This window comes from Paracerasibacillus soli (assembly GCF_042432965.1).
GTDB classification, from domain to species: domain Bacteria; phylum Bacillota; class Bacilli; order Bacillales; family Amphibacillaceae; genus Paracerasibacillus; species Paracerasibacillus soli.
Genome location: NZ_JBHLWL010000022.1, coordinates 123,451 through 140,880 on the forward strand (window position 1 = coordinate 123,451; position 17,430 = coordinate 140,880).

Sequence of the window (17,430 nt, forward strand, 5' to 3'; positions counted from 1 at the left end):
ATAAAGGGGGGGATAGATAATGGAAAATAAAAATAAGAGATTAATAAATATAGCGAACATCTTTACAATTTTTGCTTTTATATATTTAATATATGCGATTGGTGATATTGCATATAGGTATATTGCTCTTCTGAGTGAAAACTCTGATATAAACATGAATCAAATGTTTAAATGGAATTGGGATAGTTTTTTGAGAGAGGTAACTACTTCTGGTTTCAAGGTGTTAGTTTTGTTTGGGATAGGTGCAATATTACGTAAATGAGTTTGATTGGATAGTGATAAATTTATATTTAGGGAGGTGACTACTGTATGAAAAAAAGAGGTACAATCATGCTAATAACAGTAGCAATCATTACTTTTGGTGTTTTTACATATTATTCGTCTCCTACTGAGGCTAATAAAGAAACCGACAAAACCGAAAGCATTGTAACGGATAAAAATGGAGAAATAGTAGAACCACTTAACGAAGATGATGGTAACCTTGGACATTAATAATTAGTATTAATGGGATAATAAAGCACAAATAAACTTAAATTAGGTTGTTCAAGAATAGGGCGCGATTGTTGAATAAGAGTGCAAAAGATACGAGATCATTCTCGTGTCTTTTTTAAACGAGCCACGAGCGCAAATCCCCTTTTGCTGAGTCTCCCATTTAGTGCCCAAAATGTAGTATAGGTTACCATCATTTGATGAAAGAGGTGAAAAGATGAAAGAAAAGGCAAAGGCATTTGCAGAAAAGGCTCATCAAGGTCAGTATAGAAAGATAACGAAAACACCATACATCACGCATCCAATTCGAGTCGGAGAAATTTTAGAGGAGGCCGGTTGTTCGGATGAGTTAATTAGTGCTGGATATTTACATGACGTGGTAGAGGATACACAGTATGAGATAGAAAATATTGAAGAACTATTTGGTACGAAAATAGCAGAGTTTGTTGCATCACATACGGAAGATAAGTCGAAAACATGGAAAGAACGTAAACAGCATACAATTAATATATTGCGAGATGCAGATAAAGAAGTGAAATATTTAATTGTTGCAGATCGTCTTGATAATATCATGGAGTTTGAAAAAGATTTGCATGAATTGGGTCCAAAAGTGTGGGGGTATTTTAACGCAGGTTACGAAGATCAAAAATGGTATAATGAATCAATGATTAAAAACATGTCTGTTGGATTAAATAGAGATGATATTCCATCATTTTTTACAACTTTTGAACAGACGGTTTTACGGGTTTTTAGAAAAGAAAATCAGTAGAATAAGGCTTTATCCGACCTTGCGATATGGGATAAAGCCGTCTTGATTCAAATTTCCATTTAACTTTAAGAAGCTTTTACCGTTGTGTCCTTATCTTTTGTATTTGTAAAAGAATTCCACGCTTCAATAATTAAAAATACACATAGGACGAGCAAGACAAAGGATGAACCTGCAAGGAAGTAATTCGGTTGTTCTCCTGTAAAGATATTTTCATATATTAATACACCTAATGCTGCTAGTGTAATAATGAACATAAAGATCATCGGTATAATGGTAAACCATGCTTTCACACCTTTTCTCACTAGCCAAATACTAACGGCTAATAGAGCGAGTGCACCTAGCATTTGGTTTGCTGATCCAAATAGTGGCCACACTTTATTCCATGTTCCAGAAACAGCAAGTGCACCAGCACCAATTACAATGACGATGGTAGAAATATGTTGGTTAGAGAAAAACTTTGATCTTCCTTCTGCAAATTCTTGGACGCCATACTTCCCTAGCCGGGTTGCAGAATCTAGTGTTGTCATTAAAAAGGCTGAAGCTACGAGCGCAACGAATGTTGTACCAACTGCTTCAGGAATTCCAAATGAACTCATTAAGAAACCGATACCCGCCGAAAATGTTGGAATAGGTCCGCCTAGTTCAGCTAGTCGAGCAGCAAAATCTGCTTGTGACAAATAAGCAACAGAGCCAATAGCGATAACGGCTAGAAATCCTTCAATGAGCATCCCACCGTACGTAATAAATTTTCCGTTTTTTTCATTATCCAATTGCTTTGCAGTTGTACCAGATGAAACAAGTGAATGGAAGCCGGAAACTGCTCCACAAGCAATTGTGATGAATAAGATTGGGAATAGATAACCTAATGTATTGTTATGAAATCCAGTATATCCAGCCATTTTAATAACCGGGTTTGCGAAGAGAATACCAATTGTTGCCCCAATCATCATTCCATAAAGTAAGAATGAGTTTAGATAGTCGCGTGGTTGTAATAAAATCCAAACAGGCAAAACGGATGCGACATACGAATATCCTAATAAAATGACAACCCATGTTGTTCCACTTAATTCAAGCGGGAATAGATTTCCAACCCACACACAAGCAAACATCGCAATAACACCAAAAATACTAGCAACGACAAAATTCATCCTAACTTGGTTGACGAGTATACCGAATAAAATGGCTAATCCAATAAATAACATCGAGGAGGTGGCGGCCTCTGGTACGCTAACAAATGTATCACGAACTAAAATAACAAAAACACCAACAATCAGTATAAGCGTGGCAATCGAAAAGGATAAAAATAATGTTTGCCCGCGATTCCCAATATACTCTTTAATAATTGTTCCAATAGATTGTGCCTTATGCCGAATTGATGCTTGTAAAGAAGTGTAGTCATGAACACCACCAACAAAAATACTACCAAGCACAATCCAGATGACAGCTGGAATCCACCCAAATACGGCAGCAGATACAGGGCCAACAATTGGTCCTCCACCAGCAATGGTTGCAAAATGATGCCCGAGCAAAACTGGTTTCCTAGCGGCCACATAGTCGACACCATCAGCCATTTCAATAGCGGGTGTTTTGCGATTTGGGTCTACATCTAACTTTTTCTCCAAAAATTTACCATACGTAAAATAAGCAATGATAAAGACGACACCAACTACAAGTAATAATGTTACTAAAGTCATTGTAAAACATTCCTCTCCAAAAAGAATTTTTCAATACTTGAAACAAAGGGTCTACCTTTGGAATGCACAATGATGTTTTTATCATGAGGTTGAATGATAGCTAAATAAAATTCTGCCCAACCATGTAATCCAAACTTTAAAAACTTTATCTTTCGAAAACGGTTCACCTCCTTGACAACTTTAGGGTCAATCTCAGCATTTGTAATAATCATACCGATGACAATGGTAGACATATGTTCTTGATGTTCGATAGTGTAGTGGTGCATATGTTTTTCTATCTTTTCACGAAAGTTTTGAATATAAGCTTCAGTAATTTTATCTTTTGTAGTAGTAGCGAAAATAACTTGTCGGTTTTCTACACCATATACTTTTATTTTTTTAGTAATCATATATCGCTCATCTCTGCGATGGTAATGTGCGAGAAAGGCAAGTGGCATACCATCTAATTTCACATCACGGAAAACGTCAAACTGTAAAGTATATATATTGGCAAGGGCATGAACAAAATTTTTAATCTCTATCTCTTTGTCTTTCATATCATATCTCCTCCATCGACAACCTCTTATATATTTCGTTTCGAATTAGCTAAAAAGGCATTAAAATCGTTTTAATCCAAGTACCTGCAACGTTTTGAAAAATCGTGTGATTCGCAAGAGAATATGATCATTTTTGAAATCCAAGCTTTTCTCAATATAAATGGCAATATCATGATATTTTATCAAATGGTAATCATCCTTATTACTTGGTACAGACCATGTTGTACGCACTTCATCTGTTGGAACACAACAACCATTTAATACTAAACGTGAAATGGTAAGTACATTTCCCTTTGCTGTAATCCGATCTTTTACGTTTTTATCCATTGAAACTTGAATAACCATCTTAATCTCCCTCACAATAATATATTATCTAATTATTCATTTTATAAAAACTATTAGTATAATAATACAATACTTCTAAATAAAAGTGAATATATTGAATAGTTAAACTCAGATATTTTATGATATGATGATATGCAAGGTACAAGAACATCATTTATTCAAATTTAATCGAGGAGAAAGGGGAGATAGTATTGAAGGTTGTCGTGTTAGGCGCAGGCGCGCTAGGGGTTTATTTTGGGGGTAGATTGATTGAAGCGGGTCATGATGTGACATTTTTAGTCCGGAGAAATCGAGCGGAACGCATACATAACAATGGTTTAGAGATTCACAGTACAAGGGGAAACTATGTCGTGGCGCAACCAAAAGTTGTGGTTGACGTGAGTGAGATAGATAGAGTGGACCTGGTATTTTTTTCTGTTAAAGGCTATCATTTGCAGGGGGCAATTCCAACATTAATAGAATTGGCAAAAAAAGGAGCATATATTTTGCCAGTATTAAATGGTGTAGAGCATTTTTCAGTCATTGAAAAAGCTTTACGACCTTTCATTGAACAAGGAGTGACGAAAGAGCATCCAGTATTAGGTGGTTTGTCGTTTATTATTGCTACATTAGATGAGAAAGGCTATGTTCATCATACAAGTAAGCAGCACAAACTTGTTTATGGTGCCTTCCATCATTCGCAACAGGAATTTTGTAATAAATTGCAAACACTACTTACTAAGGTCAATATTGAAAGTGAAAATAGTGAGGATGTTTTACTTGCTTTGTGGGAAAAGTACATGTTTATTACTGCCTTTTCCAGTGTTACGACAGCGGCAAATCTACCAATTGGTATGATTCGGAGGTATGCTGAAACAAAGCAGGTTGGAATAGATGTTTTACAAGAAATGCGACAACTCGGAAATAAATATAATGTGCCGTTAGATGAGACACATGTTGAAAAGGCAATTGCTTTAATTGATGAGTTACCTGATGAAGGCACATCCTCGATGCACCAAGATAAACGTAAAGGATTACCATTAGAGTTGGATCATTTACAAGGTGCAGCATTGCGTTTAGCAGAAAAGGCTAATATTACATTACCTACAATTTCATTAGTTGTAAGATTAACGAAACCGTATGAGAAAGGTCTTCCCTTGTGAAGGCTTTTTCTATGTGTTCATCATTTGAAATATGATGACAATGTGCAATACAATTTATAATGTCATGTGCACGTCGAAAATACTTTTTCCCCATTTTAAATTGGTTTAAGTAAAATATTAGTACCAGACAATAGTACCTTATGGTAAAATAAGTTTAAGTTAAGGTAATGACATGGAAAGAGGGGAAACGGCATGTATAAATTTGCAGCCAATGTTTTAAAAGGTTTGTTAAGTATGAGTAGAAGAATAAAAGTTTATGATAAAGAGAATGTACCTAAATCTGGCGGGTATGTTATCGCATGTACGCACACAGGTTGGATCGATATTTTATGGTTAGGTATTTCGGTTCTACCAACTGAGCTTCATTTTATGGCCAAAAAGGAATTGTTTCAAAATAGTTTTCTACGTTGGCTTATGAAAAAGCTAAATGCTTTTCCAGTTAATCGAGAAAATCCAGGGCCAAGTGCGATTAAAATACCACGCAAGTTAATCAAAGAGGGAAAGGTAGTAGGTATTTTTCCAAGCGGAACTCGAACGAGTGATGAAGTTCCTTTGAAAAGAGGGGCAGTTACAATTGCAAGTGTGGCGAAAGCTCCCTTAGTGCCAGCTGCATATATTGGCCCAAATAATTTTTCGGATCTTTTGAAGCGCAAGAAGCCAGCAATTATTTTTGGTAAACCGATAGAAGTTCCCAAAGATCAACCTAAAAATATGCAAGTAGAGTGGATGATGCAGGAACTTGAAAAGGAAATGAAAAACTTACACACAAGGTTGATAGAAATCAGGAGAGAATAGAGCAATTGAAAAAAGAATATGAAATACTTTTTAAAAAAATATAACTTTTGTAATTCCCGTTATACAATCGTTTTAAACCTATTTTAAAAAAGTTTTTTAATTTAACAGGTAATTTTTTATTAATCACGAATATATATGTTATCGGATGTTTTTTTTGTGGATTGAAAGTATCAAGTTATTCTAATTGTATATTGAGAATATAAGTTCGTTATAAAAGACTTGCAAATGCTGAGAATTGTTTTTTATTTTTCATACAGCAATCGGAAGGGGAATTGCTCGGATGAAAAAGGTATTATTTTTTGTATACGATGAATATGCCGATTTCCAAATTGGTCATCTCCTGTTTTTCTTAAAAAAGCTAGGGAAAATGAAGGTTGATGTTGCCTCATTGCATGGAAAGGAAGTGGTGAGCCTAGGTGGGTTGAAAGTTTGTGCAGCAAATCGGTTACAAGAAGCAAAAATGGACGAATATGATTTATTTTTAATCCCAGGTGGTGATGGTGTTCATTCATTACTTAAGCAAAAGATATTGCATGATAAGCTTCTAGAAGCATATGAAAAAAATATACTGATTGCAGCTATGTGCGGTTCAGTCATCTGTTTAGCGGAAGCGGAATTATTAAATCAAAAAGCTTTTACGTGTAATGAATTAACTTTTAATCAGTTTCAGGATATTTTCATACAAGGTAACTATACTGGAAAAAGTATAGAAACGAGCACATCGGGAATTATTACTGCAAAAGGGACTGCGTTTGCTTTATTTACAATTGCGGTATTGGAAAATCTGAAACTCTTACAAAATGACAATCAGCGGGAACATATACGCGCCTTTTGTAAGGGTGAAGCTTAGGTGTATGGGTTGATGAGAATAATAATTCAATATATGGATTGCCAGACTGTGGAAGATTAGGATATATAGCAAATGGGGTTTTATGATGAAAGCAGAAATCGCTCATTTAATTCAGGAATTTGAACAGTTTAATCGTTTTGTACAATCGTTGGAGAAAACAGAAGATGACTATTTTTTTAAATCGATTAAGAAAGGGAAATGGTCACCTGCAGAAATTATTAGTCATATCACGTATTGGAATCGATACATATTAGACGATTTACTTCCCAAGATGAAACAAGGTGCCAATGTAACAAGTGTTGCATTTGATGAAATTAATATACCAGCTGCAAAATATGCACTATCTGGTGTTACAAAAATGCAATTAATTCATGAACAAATTGAATCAAGAAATAATTTAATTCAAGTATTAAAAGAAAAGTCAGACGAAGTATTTTTCGCTGAATTTAAACTAAATGGAGAAGCAATGGATCAATACTCTGGTTATCCACATACGATGTTTCATTACATCCGTGTTTTCGTGTGGCATGACAACCATCATCGAGCACAAATCGAACAATTCTTCCATAGTCATTTAACATTGCATCATGATAGAAAAGAGTTAGCATGGATAAAAGAATAATTTCATTAGCACCTGTTTTATCCGCTCATCCAAAAGTACTCATATTAGGTTCTATGCCGAGTAGGATTTCTTTAGAAAAACAACAATATTACGCGAATACGAGAAATCATTTTTGGAATATCTTATATACATTATTTCAAATTGCACCAATTGAGTCATACGATGAAAAAATACAGTTTGTGCGAAAAAGACATTTAGCATTATGGGATTCGATTGGGTCTTGCTATCGTGAAGGTAGTTTAGATGCAAATATTGAAGATGAAACGCCAAACGATATACCAGCCTTGCTCAAAATGTATCCTTCCATTTCACTTATTGCTTGTAATGGAACAAAATCATATCAAACATTTATGAAGTATTTTTCAGTTGATATTGATATTGATATAAAAAAGCTACCTTCTACAAGTCCAATTCCAGGAAGATATACAAAATCTTTTGAAGGGAAAGTAGCGGACTGGAAAGTTATTTTAGATTATATAGAAAATGATGCATAAGCAATATGCCTAAAAAATTCATGATTTGGATTAATATTTTAGGAAATGCTTTTGTATAATGAACATTGTGAGTAACTTTTTCTAAAGCAGTGAATAGCTTAAGAAAAAGATACAAAAAAAGAGTCGTAAGCGGCAACTTACGACTCGGACAGATGTGTAGGATATGGCGACTCTATGAGGTGTGAAAAAGATATAACCCTAGTCCACCAATACGAGGGTACTACTTCTTTTCACGGCTATTTACGATTAACAACACGAGCGTTGAGAAGGCGATCATCAATTCGATTGTCTTTTCAATCGGTATCATATGCTTCAGCCCCTTTCTTTAAGGGATTTAAAGCCGCCAACTTACCTCCTAAAATGTCGTACTTATCCTACATTACCTGTCTTATTACTTATATATATTACGAATTTCTAAATTAATGGCTACATTGTAAATAATTGGTACGAAATTCACATAGGAAAGTTATGTAGGTACAAAGACTTATATGCGTTTTTTTGTGTTTTTTGGTGTCAAAAAAATGCAGGATGTTTTGCATAATCATCCTTATATTTTTGATAAAAAGTAATCATTGGTTCTAATGTGTCAACTAAATCTGGGCATGTTATACCTGAATCCTCTAAATCCCTCGTTATTTCTGTACAATCATAAGAGGAATGAATCAAGAAATAATCCATTGCCTCTGGTTCAGCTTGTAGCCTTTTTCGGATTGGTGCGAATGTCATCGGTAATTTTGCAGCTTGTATTGGAATTTTCCCTTTTGGGGTTTTTCCAACATAATATTCACAAAGTAATTTCTGTAATTCCCACATTTTATATGGTTTCGGATCTGTTAAATGATACGTTTTTCCAGCTCCGATAGGATTTATTGCTAAATAACTTGTTGCTTCAATGAGATAATCTGACGGGATAAAGTTACCCTCCGGTTTTCCTTCACCCAAATATGGTATCTGTGGTAAATGTTTTATTTTATCCAAAAAGTTTAACATGAAATAAAGCCCATCAAATTTAATTGTATACCCTGTTTTAGAGTGTCCTTTAACTACTGCTGGACGAACGATTGTAGTTGGTACGGCTTCCTTTATACGATGAACGGCCATTTCGGCTAAAAACTTTGTTTCTTCATAATGATTTCGAAAATGTTGCCCTTCATCTAGTTCATATTCATAGATTTTTCCTTCGCGTGTACCAGAAACGTATGCAGTACTGTAGTAAATATATCGCTCCAAATTGGAAAGAGTTTTAACCCAATTATTGACATGTTCTGTTCCTTTTACATTTACGTTATAAGCCAATTTTTGTGTTACAGCTAAATCATATATGGCAGCTAAATGAAAAACATGGGTAACTTCCTTACGAAGTTGTTTCTCTACTTCAGGGGATAATTGTAAGTTATTTTCTGTAATATCTCCTGAAATGATTTGAAAAAACTCTTCTTCAACGTTTAGTTGATTCGCTAATTGTTTCGTTTGTTGTATTGCTGTATTTTGTAAAGGTGGTAGGACAAGTAAGTACATGCAATTAATAGTGTCTCGATGATCGATAATTAATTGTTTTAGTAATTCATTGGCAAGAAAACCTGGAAAGCCAGTAAAAAAACAGACGTGCTTCATTTTTCAACGCTCCCTATCGTTTTATGTTAAGTATACCTTGTTTCTGAACACGTGAGTACTAATATTCTGAAAATAAAGGGAGATACTTCAACTAGTTGTTTTTGGTACTTCCCTTACTGATTTTGAAAAGAAACAAATTGTCATACAGATAAATATTTCATTGTTTTGTGATAAACTAATGCTTCAAGATAGTGAATCATCCATTACAATAAAAGAAGAAGTTGAAAAAAGGTGTGATGAGATGATTGATATTATTTTAAGTGAACTACATTTTTCGTCAATATGGAATGGTGGCATTTTCCTGTTTACATTATTTGGGGCAATTATTTATCTGTTTATGTTACCAAACGGAAAAAACCATACGATATGGAAGTCAATTGTGTTTCTAGTAGGGCTAGCTATTACTTTCTTAGCAATCGGAAGTCCGCTTAATATTGTTGCTCGTATTCAATTTAGTAGGCATATTTTACAACTGATTTTATTGCTGTTATTAGCACCACCGTTATTAATTATTGGATTCAAAACAGAAGTTTTAAAAAATGTTGCATCTAAACCATTTTTGCAGAAAATGTGTGATCTGTTAACGAGGCCAAGTCTTACTTTCACTTTGTTTTTTATTTTACTATACGCAGTCCATATGCCATTTTTGTTTGACGCAGTTCGGATGGACATTTACACGAATTACTTTTATATGTTAGGGTTATTTATCGTAGCTCTTTTATTTTGGATTCCACTTATATCAGAAAAAAAGTTAAACATAAAACAAAAGACGATTTATGCAGGGGCAAGTATGGTTGTTTTTATTCCATTAAGTATCTTTTTCTATGTTGCAAAAACTAGTTTGTACACCGTTTATTCTGATTTGTCCTATTTTATTCAATCATTAGAAGCGTGTTTTCCAGCTAATAAGTCATTACCACCGGAATATTATGAAATGCTCATTCCATCTTCACCAGTTCATGAACAACAATTAGGTGCTATGTTTTTATTGATTGGACAAATCGTTATTTTTGGTCTTACATTAGGAATCCCACTAATACGAAAAAGAATATCACGATAACAAATGGAAACTCGCTGATTGCGAGTTTTTTTATTTTGTATGACATAAATGAAATTTGAAAAGATTACCTTTCAATGAATGTAAATAGTTGGGTATGCTAATAAAATAAAGGAAAGAGATTAGTTTTATCATGATGTAATGGGGGAAAATGAAATACATAAAGAAAGAGTGAGGAAGAGTGACATGCGAAAAAGTTGGCATATATTTAGTACGGATATTCGAAAACTACTTGTGAATTGGGTTGCTTGTGTAATTATCGGTGGACTTATTATTCTACCTTCTTTATATGCGTGGTTTAATATTAAAGCTTCATGGGATCCGTATGCGCAAACAGATCAAATCCCCGTAGGAATAGTAAATGAAGATGTCGGGGCAACAGTACGAGATGATGACATTCATGTAGGAGACCAACTAGTAGATACGTTGAAAAAGAACAATTCGTTTGAATGGCATTTTGTTAATGAAGAAAATGCGATGGATCGATTAGAATATGGGGACTATTATGCGACAGTGATTATTCCGAAAGACTTTTCTGAAAAGCTGGCAACAGTTATTTCAGACCATCCAGAAAAAGCCCACGTCAAATATTTTGTAAATGAAAAGATTAATGCAATTGCTCCAAAGATTACCGATAAGGGAGCAAGCGTAATTGTAGAACAAATAAGTAGTGAGTTTATATCTACAGTAAATGGGATTATTTTTGATATTTTTAACCAAATCGGTATTGAATTGGAAAAGGATTTACCAGACATTCAAAACTTTGAAAAGTATGTGTTTACTTTAGAAGATAAATTACCTGATATTCACCATATGTTAGAGGACACATCTAAAGACGCGAGTTCGGCAATGAATCTCATTGCTAAGGCTGAAAAAGCTGTACCGGAAGTGAAAAAAGGTGTGCGAGACGGTTTAAAGATTGTGAGAGACGCCCAGGACTACTTAAATGTATCTCAAAAGAAGTTAGATGAATTGGCACCATTGGTAAAGGAAGATGTTCGAAATGTGCAGGACCTCAGTCAGCGTGTTAATGAGTTTTTATCATCAATAGATGAATCTAACGTAGATTTAACCCCTGGCAAGGAGTTGGTCGCATCATTAGACAAAAGATTAGCTGAAACGATAGAAACAATCGATACAATTGTGGCGAATTTAAGTAATGTGCAGGAAACACCTGGTGAGTCTGCGGTCCCACCAGTTAAAAATGAACTTGGGGATACAATTGATACAAAATTAAATGAAATCATGGAACATCTAAATGAAATTTCACAACAATTAAAGACGCAAGAAAAAGGTGGAAATGATGCTGCTCTCCCCGGTGAAGATATAGGGCAACCAGAAGATTCAAATAAGCAGTTGCATGATGTTGTAAATGTCATTGATCAACTATTAGGTGATATGAAGGGGGAAGGAACAGAGCAGGGAAATAACGCTAATATAGCTGATGCTGTACAGAAGCTCGAGACATTACGTACGGGTTTACAGCAATTACGTGATCAGGCAGCGGAAATTACAACATTTTTAAACGATAAAGAGGTGGAGGCAAAAGAAAATTTTGCCTTAATTCAAGACTTAGCTAAGAAGACATCTAATCGCTTGGACACGTTTGTAAATGAATTCGATGAAAAAATTGAACCGAGAATTAAAACTACGATGGTAAATGCGAAAGATTTATTGGCAAATACAGAAAAAATGTTAACGAATATTGATAAAATAATGCCCCAGGTAGAGTCTTTATTGGCAAGCACTTCTGGCAAGATAGTGAAAGGAAATGAAATGCTGAAAAAAGCGCTCGGGGGATATCCATATGTGAATCAAAAAGTTCAGGAGATAGCGGACAGAATTCGAACTTTAGGAGAGCAAGCAGATATCCACGAAATTATTCAGATGTTGCGGAATAATCCCGAAGCAGAACGGGGATTTTTTAAAGAACCAGTTGTGTTAGATGCAAATAAAGTATTTCCAATAAAAAATTATGGGACAGGGATGACACCATTTTATACGGTACTAGCAATATGGGTAGGAGGACTTTTACTCATTTCATTATTATCCACGGATGTACACGCAAGGGAGGCTTTTACAGGTAGGGTGATGTATTTTGGTCGGTTATTCACCTTTATGACCATTGCCATCTTACAAACGCTTATTGTAACGATTGGAGACATGATCATTGTAGGTGTCACCGTACATGATCCATTGTGGTTTGTTATATTTGGGATTTTCATTAGTATTGTATTTATTTTAATCATCTACACACTTGTCTCCGTATTTGGAGATGTTGGTAAAGCTTTAGCAATTGTATTGCTCGTCCTTCAAATTGCGGGATCAGGAGGAACTTATCCAGTTGTGTTGTTACCGAAGTTCTTTCAAGCAATTAATCCATTCCTCCCGTTCACATATGCAGTTGGTCTAATGCGGGAAGCGGTTGGTGGAATCGTATGGGAAAAAGCTCTGCACGATATGATGTTTCTTGCAGTCATTGGGATTGCCGTTGTATTATTTGGGGTATTTCTGAAAGAGCCGATAAATAAACATTCACGAAAATTAAAAGCTAAATCAGAGGAATCTGGATTGTTTCATTAAAAGTAAATAGATGATGTGGCCAAAATATCACTTTTACAGATATTTTGGCTTTTTTACGTTAGAGGAGTGCGTGGTGACAGGAGGGGAACCACGTATATTTTTTTGTGAAAATGGTATAACTTCGACATGTATACATATGTATCCCGGTGCTTTAAAATTTAAAATGAATTAATTATGGTCTCGTAACCATAAAAACTGAGGATGATGTAATTCGTGCATGAAAGAAGTATTACAAAATACCTAGCCAATCATATATATTAATGAATGTCATATCCAAAGTGTCATGATATTCTATATAACTCAGCAATTCCAAAACGTGTGGATGCATTTTTTGCATGAAATAACTTCCATAGTCATATGTTGCACATTTTTTGTATAATAGTTTTATAGATTGGTTTTTTTAGAGGATAGGGGAGCTGGATATGAAGCGGAAAAAGAGATGGCTTAAGGTCCTCATAGGGGTACTAGCACTTTTTTTAATGATAGATATAATAGCGAGTTTCTTTTTTTATAATTTAGCAATAAAACGTGGTGAAAAGGAATTTTTGCAGGATAATGCTGATTTGGAAGTTTCTGCACAAGCTATGGATGAGTTCACACAAGGAGATTGGCGAAACTGGGTGCGAAATCAGCCGTTTGAAGAAATGGAACTCACGTCTTATGACGGATTAAAATTAGCAGGCTATTTTTTACCAGCAAAAAGGCCTTCAAATAAATTAGTTATTTTTTCACATGGCTATTTAGGAAATGCAAAGCAAATGGGTCTATACGGCCAATATTATTATGAACAACTTGGTTATAACATTTTTATGGCTGATGCCCGCGGTCACGGAAATAGTGAAGGGGATTATTATGGGTTTGGTTGGCATGATCGCCTTGATTTAATTGATTGGACACAACAGCTGATAGGAAAATTAGGTGATGATACGGAAGTTGTTTACCATGGTCTTTCAATGGGGGCAGCGACGGTATTAATGGCAAGTGGTGAAAAGTTACCAAATCAAGTAAAGGCGATTATTGCAGATAGTCCATATTCAGATGTTTACGGATTATTTGCGTATCAAATGAAGCGGATGTTTCATTTACCAGCATTTCCATTTCTAGATAGTACAAGTGTTGTAACAAAATTTAAAGCAGATTATTCTTTAAAAGAAGCTTCATCTCTTCATCAAGTGGAAAAGGCGAAAGTTCCAATTTTTTACATTCATGGAAATGCCGATACATTTGTACCTACTGAAATGACAAAAGAATTATATTCTCATACGAAAAGTCCAGCTGAAATGTGGCTTGTTGACAATGCGAATCATGGAGAATCTTTTGTTATTGCAAAAGAGGAATATATAAAACGGTTGAATAAGTTTCTAAAGCAATATGTACAATAAAGTCAAATAAGAGGTTGGGACAAAACCAAAGTGTCAGACCCCTCAACTACTACATCTACATTCAGTATGAAACGCTGAACCTTTTACTCGTTATAGTAGTTGAACGCAGGAGTCAGACTGTCCCAACCTCTTTTTCAATTATACTATTTCCCTGTTAACTTTAATTTTAAAATCGCAGCATATTCCCTTATATATAATTTCCATTTCACAATTGCAGGTGTTTCAGCAGCTAAAGGAAAAGCTGTAATGCCTAGAGATTCCGCATTTTGGATGGCGCGATAAAGATGAAAGTCATTACTCACAATGACTGCTTCCTCGACACCGAATAATTCCTTTGCAAAAGTTAAATTTTCATAAGTGGATGTAGATTGATCTTCTAAAAGGATACGCGATTCCGTGATACCATTTTCCAACAAATATTGTTTCATCGCTTCAGCTTCTGTTATATCTTCACCAGTACCTTTACCACCCGTCACAATAACTTGAGAGTCGGGATACGCTTGTAAATATTGTAGGGACGTTTGCATTCGGTACAGTAAACTAAGGGATAGTTCGCTACCATTTACTCTTGCTCCAAGCACGATAACATATGGAATATCTCCTGGCGTTTTTTCTTCGGCCGTTTTTGTGATCAAATAATGGGCATAGCCACAAAATCCAATACCGATCATAAAAATAATGAGTATAAAAAGAAGGATTCGCTTTTTCGACATTTCGTTTGTCCACCAATCTGTATATCTTTAAAGATATTGTAGCAGAAACTTTTTGGATATGTATGCATTTTTTTGATATATTTCTTTGTCATCGGACGAGTTAGTACAAATATAAGCGCATATGCAAGGGAGAATCTATTTGGTTAGGAAAATGAACAGAGGAAGCCCAGAAAAATAGACACGCCACCTTCTCTTAAAGTTTTTCGATACATGCCAAAATAAAAACTACGAAAGTATTCTCTTTCGTAGTTTTCTTTCATTAAGCGTCTAAATATTGCGCAAACCAACGAACGATATGATTTAGACGTTCAATTCGCATTACAGGATCACCTGTACGACTTAAGTTGTGGTCGGCACCCGGGAATCGGACAAATTCCACATCTTTCTTTAAATGTTTCAATGCAACATAAAATTGTTCACCTTGCTCAATTGGGCAACGATAATCGAGTTCGCCGTGTAAAATTAAAAGCGGTGTTTCTACGTTTTCTGCGTATTTTAGTGGTGAAAAGTCCCATAATTGTTTCGGGTCTTCTAATAAGTTGTGACCGAGCTCCCACTTCGTAAAGAAGTAGCCAATATCACTGACACCGTAAAAACTCAACCAGTTACTAATACAACGCTGGGTGACAGCTGCTTTAAAACGGTTTGTGTGACCAACGACCCAGTTTGTCATAAAGCCTCCATAACTTCCTCCTGTTACACCAAGGCGAGTTTCATCAATAAAATCATAATTGTTAAGTGCATAATCGACAGCTGTCATTAAATCAGTATAGTCCTTTCCACCGTAGTCACTGCGACAAGCATCAACAAACTTTTGTCCATAACCATGACTTCCGCGTGGATTTGTATAAAGGACGACATAGCCACTTGCTGCAAGTAATTGCATTTCATGAAAATATGTTTGTCCGTACATTGCATGCGGGCCACCGTGAATTTCTAATACAAATGGATATTTCTTGCCTGTTTCAAAGCCATATGGGCGCATGATCCAACCTTGAATTTCCCAACCATCCTCAGCTGTAATCGTTAATTCTTCAGGAACACTTAGTGTCACTTCATCCAAATAATCGGTATTTGCATTTGTCAGTTTTTTGAGTTCCCCATCTTGATGTAAAGCATAAAAATTACCTGGATCTATCGGACTACTAATACCTAAAATAAACGTACCATCGTTGGCACATGAAAAGCCAAACACGTGATTGTGGTCTTGATATAATACTTGGATTTCACCCTCTAGCGTTACTTTGTGTAATCCAGTAGCGCCATGGTCAGTTGCGATAAAGTATATATTTTTCCCGCATTTTGACCAGACTGGACCTACTTCAGATGAACCGAGGCGCGTATCACCAATCATCGCATCGCCAAGTTCAAAATCCCAGCCTGTGCTTAATTCAGATTGAATCTTGGACGCTACATCAATTGTGAGTAGCTTATTTTGTGTGGCGCCAGCAAATTCATAGTTATGGCCGAAACAGGCGACTCTTTTTCCATCAGGTGAAAAGCTTGCTTGAAAATAAGAGCCATTTCCATCCGTAAGTTTCGTTATACTTTTCGACGTTATATCTAAAGTAAATAAATCCGTGATTAATTCATAGTCGGCATCTTTATTTAAATTTCCTGCAAATAAAATAGTCTCGCCATTTGGCGAAATATCTTGGAAATGGTGGTCAGCATCACCGGTAGTAAGTTGTTCTATAGAGCCATCTGTAAGGTGATAAAGCATGATTTGACTTCGTTTATTGTCGAGAAAACCAACACCATCTGCTTTATATTTTAATTTAGAAACAACAAGTGGCTCTTTATTTTTTTCATCTTGCTCTTTTTTGCGTTCTTCTTTTGAAAGCTCTTTTTGATGATGTACATCTTCATTTTCTTCTAATCTAGCAGTAAAAATGATTCCTTTCCCATCAGGTGTCCAATGTGGATTTGTTGCCCCATTTTTAAAAGTTGTCAGTTGTTTTGCTTCACCACCATCAACTTGTAAAAGCCATAATTGGGTTGTACCACTTCGGTTAGATTGGAATACTATTTGTGTACCATCGGGTGAAACGCGTGGGTTATTATTTTTTGATTTACCAAATGACCATTGTTTTGATTGTTTTTTGTCCAAATCATAATGGTGAATGTGGGCCTCATAATTTTTATCTTCATTAATTGTTGTAGATACAAAAAGAAAGGCATGTTCATTTTGTAACAATTGTGGGTCACTATACACTTGTAATCTTGTAAAATCCTCCGTCTGTACGGCACGTTTTTGTTGGGACATTAGAATACCTCCACCTATTATTTAAAATATATAAAGTTTTTACTATTTTAAACTATTTCGACACGCGAATCAATATAAA

At 35.3% G+C, this 17,430-nt stretch carries 17 protein-coding genes; 11 read left to right on the top strand and 6 right to left on the bottom strand.

Annotation, left to right across the window (positions count from 1 at the left end; all coding sequences use genetic code 11):
• The first annotated feature begins 19 nt into the window (after window positions 1-19).
• The 3 genes from ACFFIS_RS07260 (at window position 20) to ACFFIS_RS07270 (ending at window position 1,258) form a co-directional block, all read left to right on the top strand.
• A complete protein-coding gene (locus ACFFIS_RS07260) occupies window positions 20-262 on the top strand; it encodes a hypothetical protein (RefSeq protein ID WP_320378533.1) in 243 nt (80 codons plus the stop codon).
• Between the two features lie 47 nt (window positions 263-309).
• Window positions 310-492, top strand: coding sequence for a hypothetical protein (locus ACFFIS_RS07265; RefSeq protein WP_390186793.1), 183 nt, complete (start codon window positions 310-312; stop codon window positions 490-492).
• A gap of 214 nt (window positions 493-706) precedes the next feature.
• A complete protein-coding gene (locus tag ACFFIS_RS07270) occupies window positions 707-1,258 on the top strand; it encodes an HD domain-containing protein (RefSeq protein ID WP_320378535.1) in 552 nt (183 codons plus the stop codon).
• A gap of 65 nt (window positions 1,259-1,323) precedes the next feature.
• Here the strand turns inward: ACFFIS_RS07270 and ACFFIS_RS07275 are convergent, their stop codons facing one another.
• From ACFFIS_RS07275 to ACFFIS_RS07285, 3 genes are read right to left on the bottom strand one after another with little or no spacing between them, the layout of a single operon-like run.
• Window positions 1,324-2,952, bottom strand: coding sequence for a carbon starvation CstA family protein (locus ACFFIS_RS07275; protein WP_390186795.1), 1,629 nt, complete (start codon window positions 2,950-2,952; stop codon window positions 1,324-1,326).
• Window positions 2,949-3,488, bottom strand: coding sequence for a DUF8052 family protein (locus tag ACFFIS_RS07280; protein ID WP_320378536.1), 540 nt, complete (start codon window positions 3,486-3,488; stop codon window positions 2,949-2,951). The genes ACFFIS_RS07275 and ACFFIS_RS07280 overlap by 4 nt, the downstream gene beginning before the upstream one ends.
• Window positions 3,489-3,548: 60 nt before the next feature.
• Window positions 3,549-3,833, bottom strand: coding sequence for a CC/Se motif containing family (locus tag ACFFIS_RS07285; RefSeq protein WP_320378537.1), 285 nt, complete (start codon window positions 3,831-3,833; stop codon window positions 3,549-3,551).
• 191 nt (window positions 3,834-4,024) lie between these two features.
• On the opposite strand from ACFFIS_RS07285, the gene ACFFIS_RS07290 reads away from it, so the two are divergent.
• The 5 genes from ACFFIS_RS07290 (at window position 4,025) to ACFFIS_RS07310 (ending at window position 7,736) form a co-directional block, all read left to right on the top strand.
• Window positions 4,025-4,975, top strand: a complete 951-nt coding sequence (locus tag ACFFIS_RS07290; RefSeq protein WP_390186796.1) for a ketopantoate reductase family protein — start codon at window positions 4,025-4,027, stop codon at window positions 4,973-4,975.
• A gap of 192 nt (window positions 4,976-5,167) precedes the next feature.
• Complete coding sequence (locus ACFFIS_RS07295; RefSeq protein ID WP_390186797.1) at window positions 5,168-5,770, top strand: lysophospholipid acyltransferase family protein; 603 nt, start codon at window positions 5,168-5,170, stop codon at window positions 5,768-5,770.
• A gap of 280 nt (window positions 5,771-6,050) precedes the next feature.
• Window positions 6,051-6,620: a DJ-1/PfpI family protein gene (locus ACFFIS_RS07300; RefSeq protein ID WP_390186798.1), complete on the top strand. Its 570-nt coding sequence runs from the start codon at window positions 6,051-6,053 to the stop codon at window positions 6,618-6,620.
• Window positions 6,621-6,705: 85 nt separating this feature from the next.
• Window positions 6,706-7,242, top strand: a complete 537-nt coding sequence (locus ACFFIS_RS07305) for a DinB family protein (RefSeq protein WP_320378541.1) — start codon at window positions 6,706-6,708, stop codon at window positions 7,240-7,242.
• Window positions 7,227-7,736: a DNA-deoxyinosine glycosylase gene (locus ACFFIS_RS07310; protein WP_320378542.1), complete on the top strand. Its 510-nt coding sequence runs from the start codon at window positions 7,227-7,229 to the stop codon at window positions 7,734-7,736. The genes ACFFIS_RS07305 and ACFFIS_RS07310 overlap by 16 nt, the downstream gene beginning before the upstream one ends.
• 513 nt (window positions 7,737-8,249) lie before the next feature.
• On the opposite strand, the gene ACFFIS_RS07315 is transcribed toward ACFFIS_RS07310, so the two are convergent.
• Window positions 8,250-9,350, bottom strand: a complete 1,101-nt coding sequence (locus tag ACFFIS_RS07315; protein ID WP_320378543.1) for an SDR family oxidoreductase — start codon at window positions 9,348-9,350, stop codon at window positions 8,250-8,252.
• A gap of 178 nt (window positions 9,351-9,528) precedes the next feature.
• On the opposite strand from ACFFIS_RS07315, the gene ACFFIS_RS07320 reads away from it, so the two are divergent.
• The 3 genes from ACFFIS_RS07320 (at window position 9,529) to ACFFIS_RS07330 (ending at window position 14,372) form a co-directional block, all read left to right on the top strand.
• Window positions 9,529-10,410 carry a cytochrome c oxidase assembly protein gene (locus ACFFIS_RS07320; protein ID WP_390186801.1) on the top strand — a complete coding sequence of 294 codons (882 nt, stop codon included), beginning with the start codon at window positions 9,529-9,531 and terminating at the stop codon, window positions 10,408-10,410.
• Between the two features lie 183 nt (window positions 10,411-10,593).
• A complete protein-coding gene (locus ACFFIS_RS07325; protein WP_390186802.1) occupies window positions 10,594-12,990 on the top strand; it encodes a YhgE/Pip family protein in 2,397 nt (798 codons plus the stop codon).
• A gap of 422 nt (window positions 12,991-13,412) precedes the next feature.
• Window positions 13,413-14,372, top strand: coding sequence for an alpha/beta hydrolase (locus tag ACFFIS_RS07330; protein WP_390186804.1), 960 nt, complete (start codon window positions 13,413-13,415; stop codon window positions 14,370-14,372).
• A 143-nt stretch (window positions 14,373-14,515) separates the two neighbouring features.
• Here the strand turns inward: ACFFIS_RS07330 and ACFFIS_RS07335 are convergent, their stop codons facing one another.
• Complete coding sequence (locus ACFFIS_RS07335) at window positions 14,516-15,085, bottom strand: YdcF family protein (protein ID WP_320378549.1); 570 nt, start codon at window positions 15,083-15,085, stop codon at window positions 14,516-14,518.
• A gap of 259 nt (window positions 15,086-15,344) precedes the next feature.
• Window positions 15,345-17,351 carry a S9 family peptidase gene (locus tag ACFFIS_RS07340; RefSeq protein WP_390186806.1) on the bottom strand — a complete coding sequence of 669 codons (2,007 nt, stop codon included), beginning with the start codon at window positions 17,349-17,351 and terminating at the stop codon, window positions 15,345-15,347.
• Between the last annotated feature and the right edge of the window lie 79 nt (window positions 17,352-17,430).